General features: G+C 39.9%; 18 protein-coding genes and 2 tRNA genes. 15 read left to right on the plus strand and 5 right to left on the minus strand.

The window, feature by feature from the left end:
• Window positions 1-2 precede the first annotated feature (2 nt).
• Window positions 3-350, minus strand: coding sequence for a helix-turn-helix transcriptional regulator (locus AB1498_03210; protein ID MEW6087289.1), 348 nt, complete (start codon window positions 348-350; stop codon window positions 3-5).
• Window positions 351-497: 147 nt separating this feature from the next.
• On the opposite strand from AB1498_03210, the gene AB1498_03215 reads away from it, so the two are divergent.
• From AB1498_03215 to AB1498_03255, 9 genes are all read left to right on the plus strand, one after another.
• Window positions 498-1,247, plus strand: a complete 750-nt coding sequence (locus tag AB1498_03215) for an ABC transporter ATP-binding protein (GenBank protein MEW6087290.1) — start codon at window positions 498-500, stop codon at window positions 1,245-1,247.
• Window positions 1,247-1,915 carry a rhomboid family intramembrane serine protease gene (locus AB1498_03220; GenBank protein MEW6087291.1) on the plus strand — a complete coding sequence of 223 codons (669 nt, stop codon included), beginning with the start codon at window positions 1,247-1,249 and terminating at the stop codon, window positions 1,913-1,915. Before AB1498_03215 ends, AB1498_03220 begins: the two co-directional genes overlap by 1 nt.
• A 69-nt stretch (window positions 1,916-1,984) precedes the next feature.
• Window positions 1,985-3,214: a tyrosine--tRNA ligase gene (gene tyrS, locus AB1498_03225; GenBank protein ID MEW6087292.1), complete on the plus strand. Its 1,230-nt coding sequence runs from the start codon at window positions 1,985-1,987 to the stop codon at window positions 3,212-3,214.
• Between the two features lie 75 nt (window positions 3,215-3,289).
• Window positions 3,290-4,426, plus strand: a complete 1,137-nt coding sequence (locus AB1498_03230; GenBank protein MEW6087293.1) for an alanine--glyoxylate aminotransferase family protein — start codon at window positions 3,290-3,292, stop codon at window positions 4,424-4,426.
• A gap of 58 nt (window positions 4,427-4,484) precedes the next feature.
• Window positions 4,485-6,068, plus strand: a complete 1,584-nt coding sequence (serA, locus tag AB1498_03235; GenBank protein ID MEW6087294.1) for a phosphoglycerate dehydrogenase — start codon at window positions 4,485-4,487, stop codon at window positions 6,066-6,068.
• Between the two features lie 184 nt (window positions 6,069-6,252).
• Window positions 6,253-7,527 carry an adenylosuccinate synthase gene (locus AB1498_03240; protein ID MEW6087295.1) on the plus strand — a complete coding sequence of 425 codons (1,275 nt, stop codon included), beginning with the start codon at window positions 6,253-6,255 and terminating at the stop codon, window positions 7,525-7,527.
• Window positions 7,528-7,625: 98 nt separating this feature from the next.
• Window positions 7,626-7,701 (plus strand) — tRNA-Lys (locus AB1498_03245).
• 111 nt (window positions 7,702-7,812) lie between these two features.
• A tRNA-Glu gene (locus AB1498_03250) sits at window positions 7,813-7,888 on the plus strand.
• Window positions 7,889-8,021: 133 nt separating this feature from the next.
• Window positions 8,022-8,966: an SDR family oxidoreductase gene (locus AB1498_03255; protein ID MEW6087296.1), complete on the plus strand. Its 945-nt coding sequence runs from the start codon at window positions 8,022-8,024 to the stop codon at window positions 8,964-8,966.
• A 291-nt stretch (window positions 8,967-9,257) separates the two neighbouring features.
• On the opposite strand, the gene thiC is transcribed toward AB1498_03255, so the two are convergent.
• From thiC to AB1498_03275, 4 genes are all read right to left on the minus strand, one after another.
• Complete coding sequence (thiC, locus tag AB1498_03260; GenBank protein ID MEW6087297.1) at window positions 9,258-10,523, minus strand: phosphomethylpyrimidine synthase ThiC; 1,266 nt, start codon at window positions 10,521-10,523, stop codon at window positions 9,258-9,260.
• 64 nt (window positions 10,524-10,587) lie between these two features.
• Window positions 10,588-11,955 (minus strand): bifunctional hydroxymethylpyrimidine kinase/phosphomethylpyrimidine kinase, encoded by a 1,368-nt coding sequence (thiD, locus tag AB1498_03265; GenBank protein ID MEW6087298.1) that lies wholly within the window; start codon window positions 11,953-11,955, stop codon window positions 10,588-10,590.
• On the minus strand, window positions 11,952-12,578 hold the full coding sequence (thiE, locus tag AB1498_03270; GenBank protein MEW6087299.1) for a thiamine phosphate synthase: 627 nt from the start codon (window positions 12,576-12,578) through the stop codon (window positions 11,952-11,954). The genes thiD and thiE overlap by 4 nt, the downstream gene beginning before the upstream one ends.
• Before the next feature lie 4 nt (window positions 12,579-12,582).
• On the minus strand, window positions 12,583-13,380 hold the full coding sequence (locus AB1498_03275; protein ID MEW6087300.1) for a thiazole synthase: 798 nt from the start codon (window positions 13,378-13,380) through the stop codon (window positions 12,583-12,585).
• 121 nt (window positions 13,381-13,501) lie between these two features.
• On the opposite strand from AB1498_03275, the gene pheA reads away from it, so the two are divergent.
• The 6 genes from pheA to mtaB all read left to right on the plus strand — a co-directional run bounded on the left by pheA (window position 13,502) and on the right by mtaB (window position 20,460).
• A complete protein-coding gene (gene pheA / locus AB1498_03280; protein ID MEW6087301.1) occupies window positions 13,502-14,569 on the plus strand; it encodes a prephenate dehydratase in 1,068 nt (355 codons plus the stop codon).
• Window positions 14,570-14,659: 90 nt separating this feature from the next.
• Window positions 14,660-15,673, plus strand: a complete 1,014-nt coding sequence (aroF, locus tag AB1498_03285; protein MEW6087302.1) for a 3-deoxy-7-phosphoheptulonate synthase — start codon at window positions 14,660-14,662, stop codon at window positions 15,671-15,673.
• Window positions 15,670-16,572 carry a prephenate dehydrogenase gene (locus tag AB1498_03290; GenBank protein ID MEW6087303.1) on the plus strand — a complete coding sequence of 301 codons (903 nt, stop codon included), beginning with the start codon at window positions 15,670-15,672 and terminating at the stop codon, window positions 16,570-16,572. The genes aroF and AB1498_03290 overlap by 4 nt, the downstream gene beginning before the upstream one ends.
• Window positions 16,553-17,842 carry a 3-phosphoshikimate 1-carboxyvinyltransferase gene (gene aroA / locus AB1498_03295; GenBank protein ID MEW6087304.1) on the plus strand — a complete coding sequence of 430 codons (1,290 nt, stop codon included), beginning with the start codon at window positions 16,553-16,555 and terminating at the stop codon, window positions 17,840-17,842. The genes AB1498_03290 and aroA overlap by 20 nt, the downstream gene beginning before the upstream one ends.
• A 9-nt stretch (window positions 17,843-17,851) precedes the next feature.
• Window positions 17,852-19,186, plus strand: a complete 1,335-nt coding sequence (locus tag AB1498_03300; GenBank protein ID MEW6087305.1) for an HD domain-containing phosphohydrolase — start codon at window positions 17,852-17,854, stop codon at window positions 19,184-19,186.
• 2 nt (window positions 19,187-19,188) lie between these two features.
• Entirely contained in the window at window positions 19,189-20,460 is a 1,272-nt protein-coding gene (gene mtaB / locus AB1498_03305; protein MEW6087306.1) for a tRNA (N(6)-L-threonylcarbamoyladenosine(37)-C(2))-methylthiotransferase MtaB, read from the plus strand.
• Window positions 20,461-20,583 lie beyond the last annotated feature (123 nt).

Raw genomic sequence — 20,583 nt, forward strand, 5'->3', positions numbered from 1 at the left:
ATTTATTTAGAGCCGTATTTGAGTACTGTTTCTGCGACAGTATATATTTTATCAATGTCTTCGGAAGGTTTATCTTTTAAAAAATAAACAAGTTTCAGTATTTTTTGTTTCTTTTTGTCCTGTTTTATTCCGTCATTTTTTAAATTCAGGAGTGATTTCAATGACCCCTCAAGATTTTGTTCAATTTCTTTTAGTATTTCGATTGAAGGGCTCCGCAAACCGCGTTCAAGAAGCGAAACATAAGGTGTAGACACATTTAACCGGTTAGCCAGTTCTTCCTGGCTTAAATTTTGTTTTTCTCTAAGTTCCCTTATTTTGTCTCCAAATTTATTTTTGGCCGCTCTCACCATTTTGTCTCCTTATTTTAGTTTAAAGTTAGAATTCCGTATATTTATTGTGTAATATTTTTTTATAAAAGTCAACATAAATATTTTTCCCATATGATATAAGTTTTTATTTGACCGATAATCAAAAATACGGTATATTTTACATTAATTATGTTGAAAGTAAGGAATTTGGAAAAGGATTTTGGCGGGATAAAAGCCGTGCATAATTGCAGTTTTGAGGTCAAAAAAGGCACAATAACAGGTTTAATAGGGCCAAACGGCGCCGGTAAAAGTACGGTTTTTAACCTTATTTCAGGTATTTACACCGCTGACAGCGGAGAAATCTGGTTTAACGGGGAGCGGATTGACGGGTTGAAACCCTATGAGATTTTTAGAAAACGGTTAATGCGGACATTTCAGATTTCGCGTGAACTTCAGAAAATGACCGTCCTTGAAAATCTGATGCTTATCCCTTATAATCAATACGGGGAAGATGTGTGGGGAATATGGTTTTACCCAAAAAGAGTGAAAGCGGAGGAAGAAGAAATAAAAAATAAGGCGCTGGAAGTTTTGGAATTTGTTGAATTGATTCATTTAAAAAATGAATACGCGGAGAATTTATCCACCGGGCAGAAGAAACTTCTTGAAATAGCAAGGACGATGATGGCGGACCCTGAAATGATACTGCTCGATGAGCCGGGCGCGGGAGTTAATAAAACATTAATGAAAAAATTAGTCGAAGATATAAAGAAATTGAACGCAAAAGGCAAAACTTTTTTACTGATAGAACACGATATGGATTTAGTGATGAACCTGTGTGATCCGATAATTGTTATGAGTGAAGGGGCAAAATTAACCGAGGGAGCCGCTTCTCAAATTAAATCCGACCCGCGTGTCCTTGACGCTTATCTGGGAGTATAATGATTCCTTTAAAGGATGAAAATCCGACAAGAACATTTCCATTTTTTACAATTTTACTGATTTTATTAAATACCGCTGTTTTTTTTTATGAGATGTCCCTGGGGATTGAAAATGCGCGTATTTTTATCAATAAAATGGGGCTGATACCTTCTGAACTTCTGCGGGGCAGGCATTTACTTGTTAAAAGCCCTGTTCCTGTTCAGCTAAATATTATTACATCAATATTTTTACACGGGAGCCTGATGCATCTTCTGGGGAATATGCTGTATCTCTGGATTTTCGGCAATAATATTGAGGATTATCTGGGACATGCAAAATTTTTGATTTTTTATTTCGCATGTGGTATCCTGGCTACAATTACACATACCGTTGTAAATATTAACTCAAATGTGCCTATTGTTGGTGCGAGCGGCGCCATTTCCGGGATATTAGGCGCGTATCTTTTGCTTTATCCGCGGGCCAAAATTTTAGTGCTTGTACCGATTTTTATTTTTATACAATTTATAAAAATTCCGGCAATAGTTGTTATAGGATTCTGGATTGTTTTTCAATTTTTAAACGGTATTACATCTTTGGGAGTAGGAGAACCTCAGGGTATAGCGTGGTTCGCGCATATCGGAGGGTTTGCGGTAGGGATTGTGCTTATTAGGATGCTTAAACGGAAATAATTGCAGGGGCAACCCTTGGGTTGCCCAAGAAGGAGGGCAGGTCAAGACCTGCCCCTACATTGGGGGAATATGGACATTAAAAAACAACTGGAAATAATTAAACGCGGCACTGAAGAAATAATTTCCGAAGAGGAACTTATTAATAAATTAAAGAAAAGCAGGGGCGGGGATACCCCGCCCCTGCGGGTCAAATTCGGCGCTGATCCGACAACGCCGGACATTCATCTAGGGCATACTGTGGTCTTGCGGAAATTAAAACAATTTCAGGACTTAGGCCATAAGATTGTTTTTTTGATAGGTGATTTTACGGCCACAATAGGCGATCCAAGCGGAAGGTCCGTAACACGCCCGCCTATGTCAAAAGAAGATGTGGAGAAAAACGCGAAAACTTATGTCAGCCAAATAGGTAAAATACTGGATTTAAGTAAAATCGAAATTGTTTATAACGGTGACTGGCTAAACAAAATGAACTTCAGCGATGTTGTTAAACTGGCCTCGCATTATACAGTCGCGAGAATGCTCGAAAGGGATGATTTCTGCAACAGGTATAAAAAAGAAGAGCCGATAAGCGTGCATGAATTTTTATATCCTTTGGCGCAGGGCTATGATTCCGTGGAATTAAAAGCTGATATTGAAATTGGCGGGACGGACCAGAAATTTAATTTACTTGTCGGGCGCGCGCTGCAGAAGGAATATGGACAGGAACCGCAGGTTGTTCTGACACTGCCTTTACTGGAAGGCACAGACGGTGTTCGTAAGATGAGTAAAAGCTATGGAAATTATATAGGGATAAATGAACCCCCGAGGGAAATATACGGAAAGATAATGTCTGTTTCAGATGAACTTATGATGAAGTATTACAAATTATTGACCGATGTCCCCCAAGAAGAATTGGATGAATTAAATGACCAGATGAAAGAAGGCGCGATGAATCCTAAATTTATAAAAAGCAGGCTCGCAAAACTTATAATAACCGATTATTATCCGGAAGAAGAAGCGGACAAGGCTGAGATAGAATTCAACGAAATATTCGCTAAAAAAGGCCGGCCGGATGAAATTGCGGAATTCAGAATATCCCATAGCGGAACTAATTTGCTGGTTGATATTATGGTAAAAAGCGGGCTTGCTTCGAGCAAAAGTGAAGCAAGAAGGCTTGTCGAGCAGGGCGGGGTAAGTATTGACGGGACAAAAATGACAGATGAAAAATTTGATATTGGAAAATTGGCAGGGGCGAATAATTATTCACCCCTGCTGAAAGTTGGTAAAAGGAAATTTTTAAAATTAATAATAAAAGATTAATTTATTTTTCCACTTGTCATCAATTTATCTCTATTATATAATATATATTCAAAACTAACAGAGGAGATGCTGCATATGAAGAAGAACTATTTATTAACGCCGGGGCCGACAGCGGTTCCGCCGGAAGTCGCTCTGGAAATGGCAAGGCCGATAATTCATCACCGGACACCGGTTTATGTCGAACTTTTCAAGAAAGTAAATGAATCATTAAAGGCTGTTTTCAGGACAAAACAGGAAGTTTATGTTTTAACTTCGTCAGGCACCGGCGCGATGGAAGCGGCGGTAGTAAATACCCTTTCAGCCGGAGACACCGTTCTTGTGATAAAGGGCGGAAAATTTGGAGAGAGATGGGGAAAAATAGCGGAAGCTTACGGCGTGAATGTTATTTATATGGATGTGGAATGGGGCAAGGCGGTCAATCCGGATGATATTAAAAAACATTTACAGGATAATAAAGCCATAAAGGCTGTTTTTACAACCCTGGTTGAAACTTCTACCGGCGCGAGGACGGATATCAAGGCTGTTGGGAACATAGTTAAAGATACAGACGCGATACTTGTTGTTGATGCTATCAGCGGGCTTGGTGCTGAAGAATTCCATACAGATGACTGGCATGTTGATATTGCTGTAACAGGTTCTCAAAAAGCTTTAATGCTGCCTCCCGGCCTGGCGTTTATTTCAGTAAGCAGGAAGGCGTGGAAAATGGCTGAAAAATCTAAACTGCCTAAATTTTATTATAGTTTAAAAAAGGCTAAAAAATCTCTGGAAGACGGGGAAACACCTTTCACCTCGGCAATTTCTCTTGTTATCGGCTTAAATAAGTCTTTGTCGATGATCCTGGAAGAGGGCCTGGATAATGTGGTTAAAAGGCACGAAAAAATGGGAAAGGCTGTCCGTGAGGCGGCTAAGGCAATGGGTTTGGAACTTTTTGCGCCTGATGCCCCGAGCAATGCCGTAACACCTGTAAAGGTCCCGGCGGGAATTGACTGCGGTGTATTTATCAAAAAATTGAAGAGCAAATACGATGTTACGATAATCGGCGGCCAGGACCATGTAAAAGGTAAAATATTCAGAATAGCCCATCTTGGGTATATGGATGTGTTTGATATAGTAATCGCGATTTCCGCGATTGAGATGGTGCTTTTTGAAATGGGATACAAACTTGAATTGGGGAAAGGGACAGGTGCGGCGCAAAAGATTCTAATGGTTTAATCTGCTTAAACTGTTTGAACCGTTTAAACGGCTTGAACAAATATTACAGGAGAAAACGATGGCGAAAATCTTAGTTACAGACCCGATATCCGAAGAAGGGATAAAAATTCTTAAAAATAACAAAAATCTTGAAGTTGATGTAAAGTTAAAACTGCCTCCTGAGGAAATCAAAAAGATTATCGGGGCATATGAAGGTTTGATTGTGCGCAGTGAAACCAGGGTGACAAAAGACATTATTTCTGAAGCCTCGAATTTGAAAGTTATCGGCAGGGCCGGTGTCGGGGTGGACAATGTTGATGTTGATGCCGCGACTAAAAAAGGTATTGTTGTAATGAACACGCCGGGCGGGAATACCATTTCCGCGGCGGAACATACAATTACATTGCTTTTATCAATGTCGAGAAATATTTCCGCGGCAGACGCATCGTTAAAAAATAAACAATGGGAAAGAAAAAAATTTACAGGGAGCGAAGTCTATAAAAAGACATTGGCAATCATAGGTTTAGGCCGTATAGGCCGTGAGGTGGCTAAAAGGGCGCAGGGTATGGGTATGCAGGTTATCGGATATGACCCTGTTCTTTCACAGGATAAAGCAAAGAATTTGGGGATTACGTTGATGAGTGTTAAGGAATTATTACCCCAGGCGGATTATATTTCACTTCATATCCCTTTAACTTCAGAGACAAAATATTTGCTGGGTTCCAAAGAGTTTGATGTTATGAAGAAAGGTGTCAGGATAATTAATTGCGCGCGCGGCGGTGTTGTTGATGAAAAAGCTTTATGTGAAGCGATTAAGAATGGGAAAGTGGCGAGCGCCGCGTTAGATGTTTTTGAAGAGGAACCGCCCTTTAACAGCCCGGTGTTATCCTTGCCACAGATATTGGTTACACCGCATCTGGGCGCATCGACAGAAGAAGCGCAGTTAAACGTGGCAATCCAGATTGCCGAGCAAATGGTCGATGCCTTTAACGGAAAAATGATCCGGAACGCCGTAAATATTCCTACGCTGGAACCTGAGATATTAAATAAACTCAGGCCTCATATTGATTTGGCGGAAAAGATAGGAAAGTTCATTTCACAGGTAAATGAAGGCCATATTGAGGAAGTTTATGTTGAGTATAGCGGCGAAATCACTTGTTATGACTTAACACCAATTACGCTTTCGGTTTTAATAGGTCTTTTAAAACCGATGCTTTCCGAGACTATTAACTTAGTTAATGCTCCGGTAATTGCGCAAGAACGCGGGATTAGAATTGTTGAGAGTAAGAGCAGTGAAGAAACTTCCTTTACGAATTTAATTTCTGTTAAAGTTACTACAGATAAAAAGACAATGAAAGCTTCCGGTTCTCTGATTTCCAGGGGTGAACCGAGGCTTGTTAAAATTGATGACTTTATTATTGATGCGACATTTTCAAAATATATGTTTGTTTGTTTTAATATTGATAAACCCGGCGTGATTGGAAAAATCGGCACAATCCTGGGTGAAAAAGCAATTAATATTGCCGGTATGCGGTATGCCCGGACCCAAAACGGCGGCCAGGCAATCGCTGTATTTAATGTTGATGAAAATATCCCCGCGATAGTTTTAAAAAAGATTGAACAGGTGGAAGGGATTACTAAAACAAAACTTGTTATTTTGTAGATGTCTTGACAAATATAAAAAGATAGTATATTATCAGATTTAGAAACTCTGGGTATATAACTCAGAGTTTTTTTCTGCGTATAGGGGTGGTGGAGAAATTATGAACCCCGCTCTTCCTGGGGATAAAGAAAGAGGAGCAGGGGGAATAATAAGTTTAAACGGTAACTATAGGAGGAAGAGCGGGGTGAATACAGTAGTAATCGGTACCCAGTGGGGTGATGAAGGAAAAGGCAAGATAGTTGATTTGCTTACGGAAGAGGCAGATTGTGTGGTTCGTTACCAGGGCGGCCATAACGCGGGGCATACTGTGGTTATAAAAGGAGAGAAATATATCCTGCATCTTATACCATCGGGGATTATGCATCCTGGCAGAATTTGCCTTATTGGAAGCGGGGCTGTAATTGATCCGAAGGCCTTATTTAATGAAATTGATATGCTTACAAGAAGGGGTATTAATCTTAAGGGCAGGATTTTTGTAAGCGAATCAGCCCATGTGATTATGCCTTATCACCAGGCAATAGATGTTTTAACTGAAACAGCAAAAAAGGGTAAAAAAATCGGGACAACAGGATTGGGTATCGGCCCGGCTTATACTGATAAATACGCGCGTATTGGTATCCGTATAGGTGATTTGTTCGATGAGAGTGTGTTTATAGAGCGGTTGGATTTTAATCTCCGGATGAAAAATTTCTTATTGAGAAAAATGTATCGTCATCCCGGGTTCAACAAGAAAAAAATTTTAAAAGAATATCTTGAATACGCAAAACGAATTAAAGAAATAGCCTGTGACATTTCTTTATTATTGAACAATTTCATAAATGAGGGTAAAAATATTCTGTTTGAAGGCGCCCAGGGAACCATGCTTGATATTGACTGGGGGACATATCCTTATGTGACTTCCTCTAATGCGACTATCGGCGGCTTATTTACAGGATTGGGGATTGATCCTCGGAGAATCGACAGGATAATGGGTGTGTCCAAGGCTTATACGACCAGGGTAGGTGAGGGGCCGATGCTTACAGAATTTCCGTTAGGGATGCAGGAAAAAATGCGTGATGAAGGCAAGGAATTTGGAGCAACTACCGGAAGGCCCAGGCGCTGCGGCTGGTTTGACGCAGTAGTTGTCCGCTATGCAGTGAGGATCAATGGTATAAACGAAATTTGTCTTACAAAACTGGATATCTTGGATAAATTAAAAACAATAAAGGTCTGTACAGGTTACCGTTATAAAAATAAAATTCTAAAGGAATTTCCAGGCCAGATGGGTGTTCTTTCCCTGTGTAAACCTGTTTATGAAGAACTGCCCGGATGGGAAGAGAGTTTATCAGGGAGAAAGTATTACAATGAACTGCCGGACAATACCAAAAAATACATAAAAAAAATTGAGGAATTGGTCGGAGTAAAAGTTTCACTTATTTCTGTAGGCGAAGGCCGCGAACAAAGTATTGACAAAGATTAAAACTTGTAGTATCATATATTTTTTTTAAAACTTAACACTTTCATGCCAAAGGCAGATTCGCCTACGGCGGAGTAACTTTAAAGTTAAAACTATGTTGTGGGCCATTAGCTCAGTAGGTAGAGCACCTGCCTTTTAAGTAGGGTGTCGTTGGTTCGATTCCAACATGGCTCACCATAAATTTTCGCGTAAAGCGAAAATTTATGGAATTTAAAATTTTAAATTCAAAATATAAAATTCAAAATTGTATTTTAAATTTTTCATTTTGATTTTTGAATTTATTCAGGTGTCCCCATCGTCTAGTGGCCTAGGACATTGCCCTTTCAAGGCAACGGCACCGGTTCAAATCCGGTTGGGGACGCCATAACAAATCCACCTGGGTGGATTTGTAGAGCAATCGAAAATCGAAATTTGAAAATCAGAATATTTTTTCGATTGCGGTCAAATTTCGATTATCGATTTTCATAAAGTAAAACTAATTCAAAAAATAAAATTCTATGCCAAAAATCCTTGTCACCGGCGGGGCCGGATTCATAGGCTCAAACTTAGCAGATCGTTTAATTGAAGAGGGATATGAAGTAGTTGTAATTGATAATCTCTCCACAGGCTTCCGTAAAAACATCAATAAAAAAGCAAAATTTTATAAAGTTGATATCCGGAATAAGAAAAAAATTGATGAAATGTTTGCGAAAGAAAAACCGGATTTTGTCAGTCATCATGCCGCACAGATGGATGTGCGAAAATCACTTGAAAATCCTCTATATGACGCGGATGTTAATATTTCAGGGTCCCTGAATATCCTTGAAAATTGCCGGAAATATAATGTTAAAAAAATAATCTATATTTCTACCGGAGGAGCGGTGTACGGTGAACCTGAATATCTTCCGGCGGATGAAAAACATCCTATTAATCCTATCAGCCATTATGGTGTTTCAAAGCATACCGTAGAACATTATCTTTTTTTATATAATTATATTTATGGTTTAAATTTTACTGTGCTGCGGTATCCAAATGTGTATGGTCCGAGGCAGAACCCCCATGGTGAAGCCGGGGTTAACGCGATTTTTATAGAAAAAATGCTGAAAGGAGAAGTCCCTGTCATCTACGGGGACGGCGAACAACTGAGAGACTATATTTATGTCGGGGATATTATTGAGGCCAATGTTTTAGCCTTGTCAAGAGGAGATAAAGGTTTTTATAATATTGGTGCGGGAAGAGGGATTTCTGTAAACCAGATTTACGCTTTGCTTCAGAAAATAATTAATTTTGCCGAAAAAGCTGTATATGCGAAGGCGAGGCTTGGTGAAATAAACAGGATATTTATAGACAGCAAACTCGCGGGCAGGGAACTTGGCTGGTATCCTAGAGTTTCTTTTGAAGAAGGCCTTAAGAAAACAGTAGACTGGTTCAAAAAGAAAAAAATTGACAAATTTCCCAATTAGTAATAAAATTATATAAGTAATGAAACTTTTTTATTTGAATAAAGTATATTATTTTAGATAAAAATTTTTTCAAGAAACTGACTACCTGTGAAAGGAAGGAGGACTAAATGGAGAAAAAGATAAAATACTTTTCACCAAAAATTGTAGCTAGTTCTTATATTCATCCTTGCTGATTTTTATATTATTAAGCAATTTAAAATAACCTCCATATCAAGCAATTTAAAGTCCATTTTCACAATAATACAGTGATGAAAGTGGGTAAAAGTTTCTCATGTTTGATATGGGGGTTTTTTATATTTTAACCTTCATTGCACAAAATTCTCCGCACATCGAACATTCTTTCCCGTTTGCTACATTTGATAATGAATGAATAAATTCTGCCTTTTTCGGGTCGATAGCCATCTGCATTTGTTTTTTCCATGAAAGATTCTTTCGGGCAATTGCCATTTTTTTATCCCAGACTGATGCCAGAGGAATTCCTTTCGCAATGTCTGCGGCATGGCCGGCAATACGGCTTGCAATTACCCCTTCCTTTACATCATTTACTGACGGCAATTTTAAATGTTCAGCAGGGGTAACATAGCAAATAAAATCTACACCATAGCTTGCGGCAAGTGCGGCTCCGATGCTTGAAGTAATATGGTCATAACCGGGTGCGACATCCGTAACTAAAGGCCCAAGGCAGTAAAAAGGCGCTCCTTTTGTATATTTCTTTTCTAATTCGACATTTCTTTTGATCTGATGGATGGGAACATGGCCGGGTCCTTCAATTATGATTTGTACACCGTCATTCCATGCTTTTTGGCAGAGTTTACCTAACGTTTTTAATTCCTCAATTTGACCGGGATCGGAGGCGTCAGCGATGCAGCCGGGTCTTAAACCGTCGCCCAGGCTCAATGTTAAATCATATTTTTTGGCGATTTTTAATAAACGTTCAAAATTTTCAAAAAAAGGGTTTTCTTTTCTATTTTGTTTCATCCATGATGCGATAATGGCCCCCCCGCGGCTGACGATTCCTGTGATTCGTTTTTTTTGCTTAAGTTTTTCAAGGACGTACCGTGTTACACCGCAATGTATCGTCATAAAATCGACACCGTCTTCAGCTTGTTTTTCTATAACATCGAAAAATAATTCCACAGGGATATCTGTGATATTTTTTCCTTTTTTAGTTGTTTCCTGGGCGGCCTGGTAAATTGGCACTGTTCCAAACGGGATGGGACAGAGAGAGAGCAATTTTTTTCTTATTTTATCCACATTCCCGCCGCAGCTAAGGTCCATAATTGTATCTGTGCCTGCATCAATTGCAATTTCCAGTTTTTTAATTTCATTTTTAAGGCTGAAAGCAAGTGGAGATGTGCCGATGTTGGCATTGACCTTTGTGCGCAGTCCTTCCCCGATGCCGCAGATTTTTATTTTCCGCTTTTTGTTACGCGGGACGGCGATTTTTCCTTCAGCAATTTTTTTACGTATTTCTTCAGGACTGATTTTTTCGATTCTCGAAAGTTTGATTATTTCCTGTGTAATGATTTTATTGTTAGCTTTTTCTCTTAAAGTCATTTATGGCTGCTCCTGTTGATTAATTGCAGGGGTTTGGTTCATTCGAACCCTGGGGCTTGATAAATCAAGCCCCTGCATCAATATATTTAGTGATTTTTATAATTTTATTTGCGACATCGTCCGGATTCCTGCCGAGCACACGAATCATTGGTTCTTTGCCGTCTGCGCCGCGGTCAAAAATGATGTCCGGGATATTTTTAATTTTTTTAATTGCGAAATCTGTCCCCCATTCGATAGTGCAGCCGTCTTTGAATTTTGTTTCCGGCGGTTCTTTTCTGCGGTTGAATTCAGCTGTTTTAAATTTTAATTTTTTGCAGATATTTATTATTTTATCAGAGAATTTTACATTCATGGCCGCCCGGAAAGAAGGATTATGTTTCATCGCCGTCAGAACAACTTTCCCTGTGTGTTTTGAGGCGCCTGGTTCCGGCGGAGCTAAAATTTTTAATTCGTCTTTAAAACGGATTATTCGTCCCGGGAACCCAAGCACTTCGTTTAAATTGTCCGCATTTTTAAAAGCATAGGCCAGGTTTGATTGCACCTCGGGAATCAACCCGGCTGTTTGTGCGGTATTTATTTTTTTGACTGCCGCTTTCAGTTCTTCACGCATTAAAAGAACTTCTTCCTGTCTTTGCATTAAGACAAAATGATTAACAGGGCCGCGGCCTTTTCCCAATTGCATGGAATTTTTTATCGCCATGTGCAGGTAATCGCGGGCCTTTTGGACCGCGGTTTCTAATTTTTCTCCTTTTGCAAGGTAAGCGGCGATAGCGGAAGAATATGTGCATCCTGTCCCATGGGTATTTTTTGTCTTGATTCTTTTGCGGGAAAAAACGATATATTTATTGCCTGTTAATAAAAAATCCCTGCAAGTATTGTTTCTCAAGTGGCCGCCTTTAATCAAAACATTTTTAGCACCTGTTTTTACTAATTTTTCAGAGGCTTTTATTATTAATTCAAAATTATTTATTTTTATGCCTGTGAGAATTTCGGCCTCGGCGGTATTGGGTGTAATCAGAAAAGCCTGCGGGATTAATTTTTCTTTTAAAACATTTATCGCGGCTTTTTCCATGAGACGGTTTCCGCTTTTGGAAACCATTACAGGGTCGAGAATAACATTTTTAAATTTATATTTTTTAATTATATTTGTGACCGTCTCGATTGTTTCACTATTGGAAAGCATTCCTATTTTTATAAAATCCGGTTTAATGTCGGATATGACCGTATCAAGCTGTTCATGGACTATTTTTGCGGGAAGAGGATAAACAGAACTCACTTTTAGAGTGTTTTGGGCGGTAACGGCTGTAATGACGCTAGATCCGTAGACACCAAGAGCTGTGAATGTTTTTAAATCGGCCTGGATGCCCGCGCCGCCGCCGGAATCCGAACCGGCAATTGTTAAAACAACTGGAAGAATGTTTTTTTGTTTCATTGTGCAGCTAATTTCTCTACTGTTTCTTTGATATTTTCCGCTTGCAATATTCCAGAAATAACCGCTATTCCATCCGCCCCGGCTTTGACCACTTCTTCAGCGTTATTTTCTTTTATGCCGCCGATGGCGAAAACCGGCAGCCGGATAGATTTTCTAATATCAGAAAAATTATCGCAGCCGAGTGGTTCTATCAAGCCCTCTTTTGAAGCAGTATGGAAAATGGGGCCAAGCGTAATATAATCGGCGCCTTTCTCCATGGCGGAAACAGCTTCATTTTTGGAATGTGTCGAAATGCCAATAATTTTTTCTTTGCCCATGAGGTGCCTTGCTATATGAAAAGGCAAAGACTGCCACCCGAGATGGACCCCGTCTGCTTCAACAGCCAGCGCAATATCAATACGGTCATTTATAAAAAAAAATACAGAATTTCGTTCACAAACAATTTTAATTTGACGGGCAAGCTGAAAATATTCTTTTGCCGGCAAATCTTTCTCCCGCAGTTGAACAATATCGATGCCCGCGCCGGCTGCCTCTTTGACCGCGTCTATTAAAGGATATCTTGATATTTTTCTGTCTGTAACCAGGCAAATCCTTGGTTTATTAAAATAATTTTCTGGAAACATATTGTTAATTTATTTTTCCTTCCATCGGGCTTGACGCGTTCGCATACAGTTTTTTTGGTATTCTTCCCGCAAGAAACGCCTTGCGGCCCGCCTCAACCGCCTGTTTCATTGCTTCAGCCATTAAAACAGGATCTTTCGCTCCCGCGATTGCCGTGTTCATTAAAATACCGTCGACACCTAATTCCATTGTAATTGCGGCATCTGACGCAGTCCCCACGCCTGCATCTACAATGATAGGAATTTTTATATGCTCGCGCATAATGATAATATTATTCCGGTTGAGAATTCCCTGCCCTGAGCCGATTGGCGAGGCCAGGGGCATAATGCAGGCGGCGCCCGCATCGGCTAATTTTTGCGCGGCAATAATATCGTCATTTGTGTAAGGCATAACAATAAAGCCTTCTTTAACAAGGATTTTTGTCGCCTCGATTAAACGCGATGTATCGGGAAAAAGTGTTTTTTGGTCGCCGATTACTTCAAGTTTAACCATCTCGGATAGCCCGGCTTCCCTCCCGAGGCGCGCCGTGCGGACCGCTTCATCAACATTAAAACATCCGGCGGTATTAGGTAAAATCGTATATTTTTTAATATCAATATAATCAAGCAGTGATTCCTGGGTTTTATCAGTAAGGTTCACGCGGCGGACAGCAACAGTGACAATTTCCGCGCCTGATTTTTTCAGTGCCTGTGCCATTATTTTGAAATTGGAATATTTCCCTGTGCCGACCAGAAGCCTCGACATAAATTTCTTGCCGCTGATTTCCAAAATATCATTTTTTTGTGTGCCTGAATTTTGCGCCATTATCTGGAGCTCCTTATTTTTTAGATAATATTATACAACATAAATTTTATTATAGAAAGGATTTGTTATAAATAGTAAAATCGGGTTGACAAAATACTAAAAACGTTTTATAGTAACAGCTATGGAATTAAAAGATTTAAGAAAAAAGATCGATTTGATTGATTCGGAAATTTTGGAATTAGTGAACAAAAGGACTGATTATGCCCTGAAGATAGGGTCAATAAAAAAATCCAAAGGAATGGATACATATGCGCCGAACAGGGAAAATGAAATTATTGAAAGAATTGTAAAACTTAATAAAGGGCCGTTTCCTGATGCCGGGTTAACTGCGGTTTACCGGGAATTAATGTCAGCAACGCGTTTTCTTGAAAGACCTATAAAGGTAGCTTATATGGGTCCGGAGGCAACGTTTTCCCATCTCGCGGCCCTGAAGAAATTCGGCCAATCGGTAAATTATGTGCCTGTTAAAACTATAAAAGATGTTTTTGAAGAGGTGGAACGGAAGCGGGTGGATTACGGAGTTGTTCCTATTGAGAATTCAATTGAAGGGGTCATAAATTACACTTTAGACATGTTTGTTGAATCAAATCTTAAAATTTACGGGGAAATATTGCTGGAAGTGTCGCTTAATCTTCTATCGAATTTCCCAATGAAAAGCATTAAAAAGATTTTTTCTCATCCGCAGCCCTATGCGCAATCAAGAAATTGGCTGGAAAATAATTTGCCGGGTGTCCCGCTTATAGAAACAGTGAGCACCACCCAGGCCGCTTTGATGGCCCAGAAAAATAACTGGTCGGCGGCTATAGCAAGCGAGTTGGCCGGGCAAATGTATGGCTTAAAAACTATTGCCGGAAATATCGAAGATTATCCTCATAATTTTACACGGTTTTTAGTAATAAAAGATTCTTGCTGCGAAAAAACAGGCCACGATAAAACCTCTATAGTTTTTTCTGTAAAAGACAAGGTCGGTGCACTGCACAGTATTCTTGCTCCATTTGCCAGGTATAAGATTAATCTCACCAAAATTGAATCAAGACCGTCCAGAAAAAAAGCATGGGATTATATATTTTTTGTAGATTTTCAGGGACATAAAGACGAGGAAAAAGCATCTTTATGCCTTTCAAAAGTACATGATCAATGCAATTTTCTAAAAATACTGGGTTCCTACCCTGATGCGAAAATAAGATAATTGTTTTTGCAGGAGACCTGAATTTTCTTGCCAGCTTTATTAAAATATTATAAAATAGTAAAATATTGTGTTATTTAAATGGAGGTTAATATGGTCCTTGTTTTACGGAAAGATATTACTGAGGAACAGATAAAACATATTTGTGAAAAATTAGAAAAATGGGGAATGAAACCTGTTATTTCACGCGGGGTTGAAAGGACGGTCATCGGGGCCATCGGAGAAGAGGATGTCCTTCGCGCCCAGCCGCTGGAAGCCATACCGGGTGTTGAGCAGGTCATGCCGATTTTGAAACCATATAAGATTGCCAGCCGCGAATATAAAAAAGAAAATACAACTATTTCAGTAAATGGTGTTGTTATCGGAGGGAAAAAAATTATTGTCGGCGCAGGGCCGTGTTCGGTAGAAACTGAAGATCTTTTGATAGAAACGGCAAAGGCAGTTAAAAAAGCGGGAGCAACAATACTGCGGGGAGGGGCTTTTAAGCCGAGGACATCCCCGTATAGTTTCCAGGGATTAGGAGAGCAGGGATTAAAGTTTTTAGCCCAGGCAAAAAAAATAACCGGACTTCCTATTATAACCGAAGTTATGGACGCCCGCCAGATAGAAGTTGTGGTGCGTTATGCCGATATAATCCAGATAGGCGCGAGAAATATGCAAAATTTCGAACTCCTCAAAGAGATAGGAAAAACAAAAACACCGGTTATTTTAAAACGGGGCATGATGTCGACTGTTGAAGAATTTCTTATGTCGGCAGAATATATTCTTTCACAGGGGAATCTCGCTGTTATGCTGTGCGAACGCGGGATAAGGACTTTTGAACGGGCCACCAGAAATACACTGGATTTATCATGTGTTCCTGTATTAAAAAGTTTGACCCATCTCCCGGTTATTGTTGACCCCAGCCATGGAACCGGCCACTGGAAGTGGGTCAATCCTCTTTCACGTGCCGCTGTCGCAGTCGGAGCGGACGGGCTTCTAATCGAGGTGCATCCAAGCCCCGAAGACGCTTATTCGGACGGCGAACAGTCTTTATTACCTGAAAAATTTTCCAAAATGCTTGAAGACTTAAAACCGGTTGCAAGTGCTGTAAACAGGGAAATATGATAAAAACCCAAAATTCAAAATTCAAAATTAAAAATTATGGTAAAACTATATCTATAATCGGAGTAGGATTAATAGGGGCTTCTTTAGGATTGGCGTTTAAAAGACTAAAAAAATACAGGGTCACTGGAATCGGCAGAAATATGCAAAAACTGAAATATGCGAAAAAATGCGGGGCGGTTGATGAAATTAATACTAGTTTTTCGAATGGCGTAAAAGACGCGGATATTGTTGTTTTAGCTGTGCCTGTAATGACCTGCCCGAAGATTGCCGAAGAAATAAAGCCTTTTCTTAAAGAAAATGCTGTTATATTTGATGTCGGAAGTACCAAACTGGGAGTTACCGGTTTGCTTACAGGACTGCTCGGCAGGAATTTTGTCGGTGCTCACCCGATAGCCGGGTCAGAAAAAACAGGGGTCAAATACGCTAATGCAGATTTGTTTAAAAATACTATTTGTGTTTTAACACCTGTCCCCCAGACTGAAAAAAAGGCCGTAAAAATTGTAAAAGATTTAATGACAGGCATTGGGACACGGATAATAAAGATGTCCCCGTCGGAACATGACAAGATACTGGCTTTTACAAGTCATCTCCCGCATATTACCGCTGTCAGCTTAGTTAAGCTTTTAGGACCTCTGGAGAACGAAAAACCGCTGGTGAGATTTCTTATCGGGAATGGTTTTAAGGATACCACAAGGATTTCCGCAGGGTCGCCGGAGGTATGGGTTGATATTTGTAAGACTAACAGGGAAAATCTTATTTATGAATGCGATGAAATGACGGGGAATATTGCGGCAATAAAAAAGCTGTTGCAAAAACAGGACTGGGAAACTTTATTTATCGAATTTGACAGGGCAAAGAAACTGAGGGAGACCATATCAAATGGAACAATTACGCATTAAACCTGTTAAATCGCTTAAAGGATTGATACGGGTCCCGGGGGATAAATCCATATCTCACCGTGCTGTTATAATTGGTTCAATTGCCAGGGGAGTATCGGAGATAGAAAATTTTCTCGAGGGAGATGATTGTTTAAACACGCTGAATATTTTCCGGAAGCTGGGGATAAGCGCGGAAAAAAAAGATAAAAAATTATTTATCCGGGGAAACGGCCTTTTTGGGTTAAGAGAACCAGATGATATTCTCGATGTTGGTAATTCAGGAACAACAATCAGGCTTTTGTGCGGGCTGCTTTCCGGCCAGAATTTCTATTCGGTTTTAACAGGGGATGAATCGATAAAAAAAAGGCCGATGGAGAGAGTGATTAAACCCCTTTCGGAAATGGGTGCCGGGATTTTTGGAAGGGTAAATAATTCTTATGCTCCGCTTGCGGTTATAGGAAAAAAACTGTACCCGATAAGTTATGTTATGCCCATGGCCTCAGCGCAGGTAAAATCCGCCATACTTCTGGCGGGGCTTTTAACAGACGGGGACACAGAGGTCACGGAGAAAGTCCCTTCGCGCAATCATACAGAATTGATGCTTAAATATTTCGGCGCGGGGATTGAAACTAAAGGGCTGAAAATAAAAATAACGGGGAACATCGGCTTAGAGGCAAAAAGGGTGAAAATTCCCGGGGATATTTCTTCCGCGGCATTTTTCATGGTTGGGGCAAGTATACTGCAGGGTTCGGACCTTGTGATTAAAGATGCCGGGATAAATTTTACCCGCTCCGCAATAGTCGAGGTCCTGGAAAAAATGGGTGCGGATATTCAGATTTTGGAGAAGAAAAAAGAATTTGGAGAAGAAGAAACAGCGGACATAAGGATAAAAGGTGCTTCACTTAAAGGTGTGACTATTGAAGGCGATATTATTCCCCGCGTAATAGACGAGATTCCGGTTTTGGCAATAGCCGGGATTTTTGCAGAAGGTGAAACAATTATCCGCGGCGCGGGTGAATTAAGAATAAAAGAAACAGACCGTATTAAAGCAATGAGTATCGAACTAAAAAAAGCAGGCGCGGATATTGAAGAAATGCCTGATGGTATGATAATCCGCGGGAATCGTGATATCAAAGGATCTGTTTTTGAAAGTTACAATGATCACAGGATGGCAATGTCTTTAGCTATAATGGGCCTTGGGGCTAAAGGGGAGACTGTAATCAAAAATACGTCCTGCATAAAAACGTCTTTCCCCGATTTCGAAAAGATTTTAGAAGCCGTTTCCGGGTAATTAAAAAAAATGATGAATCAATTTGCTCCCAATTCTATGTTTTATGCTACAGGGATGCTTATTTTTTTGATCCTTCTTTTTATTTTGCTTTTTATATTACTGAGTATTTTTAAGCGGAGAAGTGTACTTGAAATCATAAACAGTAATCCACAATACAAAGAAGATTTTAAAAGCATCAACCAGGAATTATCGGTTCATATCAACGCCCTCAAGGAAGCGAACGCAAGAATTTCGGGTCTTTATAATCAGGTGGACAAAACTGCTTTTGAATTAAACAAAAAAGTTGAAGAACTTAAGCGGATTAATGAAATTGGAAAAGCCATCAGTTCCTCATTGGACCTTAACGAAGTTCTAGAGACTATTCTTTGGTCAGGGATAGAATGGACCCGTGCGACGCACGGGGCAGTAATGCTTTTGGACCCTGTAACCAATACACTTGCAATAAAATATGCAATCGGCATTAATTCCGAGACCTTAAATAATTTTAGGCTGAATATAGGAGAAGGAATTGCGGGATGGGTCATTAAGGAGAAAAAAACAGCAGTGGTTGATAAGGAAACTGATGACCCGAGATTTAAAACATTTAAACCTGGTCTTAATAAAGACAATTCACTTTTAGCGGTCCCGCTGATATATCGTGATAATGCCACCGGGGTCCTTAACTTGAGCAGCAGGGATTCAAGAAAAAAATTTACCGAAGAGGATGTCTCTTTTGTCACTACTATCGCGTCGCACGCGGCTATCGCGATCGAGAACGCCAATCTTTATGAAGGGATGCAGCATAATTATTTTGAGATTATTAAGTCGCTGGCTTTGACATTGGAAGCGAAAGACCATTACAGCCACGGCCATTCAGAAAGGGTGACTTATTACGCGAAGGAAATTGCAAAGGAAATGCGGCTTCCGGGGGAAGATGTTAAATTGATAGAGTCCGCGGGTATTTTACACGACATAGGGAAAATCGGGATAAGCGAACAGATTTTAAATAAGAAAAACCCGCTCTCCGAAGGGGAATGGAAAGTTATTGAAAAACATCCTCTTATGGCTGAAAGTATTATCGAACCGATACATTTTCTGGCGAAGGAACGTTCGATTATACGAAATCATCATGAAAGATATGACGGGAAAGGGTATCCGGACGGCCTTGCAGGGGAAGAGATATCAATACATGCGCGTATATTGACCGTGGCTGACGCGTTTGATTCTATGACAACGGACCGGCCGTATCGTAAGGCGTTATCTGTTGATGTTGCAATTGAAAGATTAAAAGAGTCCGCGGGCACTCAATTCGATAAAAATGTGGTCGACGCCTTCCTTAGATTTTATAATAAAAAATTAGGTTAGGGATGAAGATAGCTTTAACTACTGTGGGATGCAAATTGAACCAGTATGAAACTTCCGCCATGTCGGAGTTGTTGAGAGAAAACGGTTTTGAAATTGCCCCTTTTTTTTCTTGCGCGGATTTTTATGTTGTGAATTCCTGTTCTGTGACAAAAAAAGCCGAGCTTGATACCCGGAAATTTATTAAAAAGGCAAAACGGATCAATCCCCGCGCAAAAATAATAATAACCGGGTGTTGTGCGTCATTGATTGATCCTCTTTCTGTCGATCTGATACTTAATAATAAACAAAAGACAAAAATAGCCGATTATGTATATAAATTACAAAAAGATGCTCCCTCAAAAACTTTTTCTGGAAAAGAAAACACAGTTTTTTTTCCTTCCTTTAAAACGTTTTTTGAACACAGCCGTGCGTTTATAAAAATCCAGGATGGATGTGATGTCTCATGTTCTTATTGTATTGTGCCTCAAGTCCGCGGGAAAAGTCAAAGCCAGAAAGAGGATGAAATTTTGGAACAGGCAAAAATATTTATAAACCGCGGGTATAAGGAAATTGTAATCAGCGGGGTCAATATAGGCGCCTATGGCAGGGATTTTTTCCCGGAAACAAATTTAGCCGGTCTTTTAAAAAAATTAATAGCTATTCCGGGATTAGGCCGTATAAGGTTAAGTTCAATTGAGCCGCAGGAATTTGACAAAGAATTGTTAGATATCATAAAAGACCCAAGGATATGCCCCCATCTTCATCTGCCGCTCCAAAGCGGTGATGATAAAATTCTTGAAGCGATGAGAAGAAAATACCGCGTGAGATATTACCTCTGCTTGATTGACGCCTTGTTCGAAAAAGTGCCGGATTTGAATTTAGGAACAGATATTATTGCCGGGTTCCCGGGAGAGGGAGATAAAGAATTTAATAACACATTTGAACTTGTCAAGAAAATCCCTTTTGCGTATCTTCATATTTTCAGGTATTCACAAAGGCCGGGTACAATAGCAGAGTCATTTGACAATCAGGTTGCGGAAAAAATAAAAAAAGAAAGAGCGATGCGGCTTGCGGTGTTAAATAAAGAAAAAAAAGATTTATACGCGGGGAAATTTTTGAATAAGACCCTCCAGGCCTTTATTGAGAACCGGAGAGATAATAAAACGAAAAGGTGTATAGGGCTCTCTGATAATTACCTGAGGCTTTATATAAACGGGCCGGAAGAAATAAAGAACCAGATTGTCACGGTAAGAATAACAGGAACCGGTGATAAAATATTTGCAGAAGTATGCTAGCCTAAGTTCCGCAGTTTTAAAATCAAGCTTCTTATTTTTCAAGGGGTTGCGGGTTTTACCCCCTCAAATTCTGCACTACATTTTGTATAAAAACCGGACGATTAGGGATCTTTATTCCCAGCC

This window comes from bacterium (assembly GCA_040754625.1).
Lineage (GTDB): Bacteria > JACRDZ01 > JAQUKH01 > JAQUKH01 > JAQUKH01 > JAQUKH01.

What these genes read in the sequence shown, in the direction of transcription:
- AB1498_03210 (MEW6087289.1), bottom strand. Translation starts at nt 350, where the DNA reads ATGGTGAGAGCGGCCAAAAATAAATTTGGAGACAAAATAAGGGAACTT.
- AB1498_03215 (MEW6087290.1), top strand. Translation starts at nt 498, where the DNA reads ATGTTGAAAGTAAGGAATTTGGAAAAGGATTTTGGCGGGATAAAAGCC.
- AB1498_03220 (MEW6087291.1), top strand. Translation starts at nt 1,247, where the DNA reads ATGATTCCTTTAAAGGATGAAAATCCGACAAGAACATTTCCATTTTTT.
- tyrS (MEW6087292.1), top strand. Translation starts at nt 1,985, where the DNA reads ATGGACATTAAAAAACAACTGGAAATAATTAAACGCGGCACTGAAGAA.
- AB1498_03230 (MEW6087293.1), top strand. Translation starts at nt 3,290, where the DNA reads ATGAAGAAGAACTATTTATTAACGCCGGGGCCGACAGCGGTTCCGCCG.
- serA (MEW6087294.1), top strand. Translation starts at nt 4,485, where the DNA reads ATGGCGAAAATCTTAGTTACAGACCCGATATCCGAAGAAGGGATAAAA.
- AB1498_03255 (MEW6087296.1), top strand. Translation starts at nt 8,022, where the DNA reads ATGCCAAAAATCCTTGTCACCGGCGGGGCCGGATTCATAGGCTCAAAC.
- thiC (MEW6087297.1), bottom strand. Translation starts at nt 10,523, where the DNA reads ATGACTTTAAGAGAAAAAGCTAACAATAAAATCATTACACAGGAAATA.
- thiD (MEW6087298.1), bottom strand. Translation starts at nt 11,955, where the DNA reads ATGAAACAAAAAAACATTCTTCCAGTTGTTTTAACAATTGCCGGTTCG.
- thiE (MEW6087299.1), bottom strand. Translation starts at nt 12,578, where the DNA reads ATGTTTCCAGAAAATTATTTTAATAAACCAAGGATTTGCCTGGTTACA.
- AB1498_03275 (MEW6087300.1), bottom strand. Translation starts at nt 13,380, where the DNA reads ATGGCGCAAAATTCAGGCACACAAAAAAATGATATTTTGGAAATCAGC.
- pheA (MEW6087301.1), top strand. Translation starts at nt 13,502, where the DNA reads ATGGAATTAAAAGATTTAAGAAAAAAGATCGATTTGATTGATTCGGAA.
- aroF (MEW6087302.1), top strand. Translation starts at nt 14,660, where the DNA reads ATGGTCCTTGTTTTACGGAAAGATATTACTGAGGAACAGATAAAACAT.
- AB1498_03290 (MEW6087303.1), top strand. Translation starts at nt 15,670, where the DNA reads ATGATAAAAACCCAAAATTCAAAATTCAAAATTAAAAATTATGGTAAA.
- aroA (MEW6087304.1), top strand. Translation starts at nt 16,553, where the DNA reads ATGGAACAATTACGCATTAAACCTGTTAAATCGCTTAAAGGATTGATA.
- AB1498_03300 (MEW6087305.1), top strand. Translation starts at nt 17,852, where the DNA reads ATGATGAATCAATTTGCTCCCAATTCTATGTTTTATGCTACAGGGATG.
- mtaB (MEW6087306.1), top strand. Translation starts at nt 19,189, where the DNA reads ATGAAGATAGCTTTAACTACTGTGGGATGCAAATTGAACCAGTATGAA.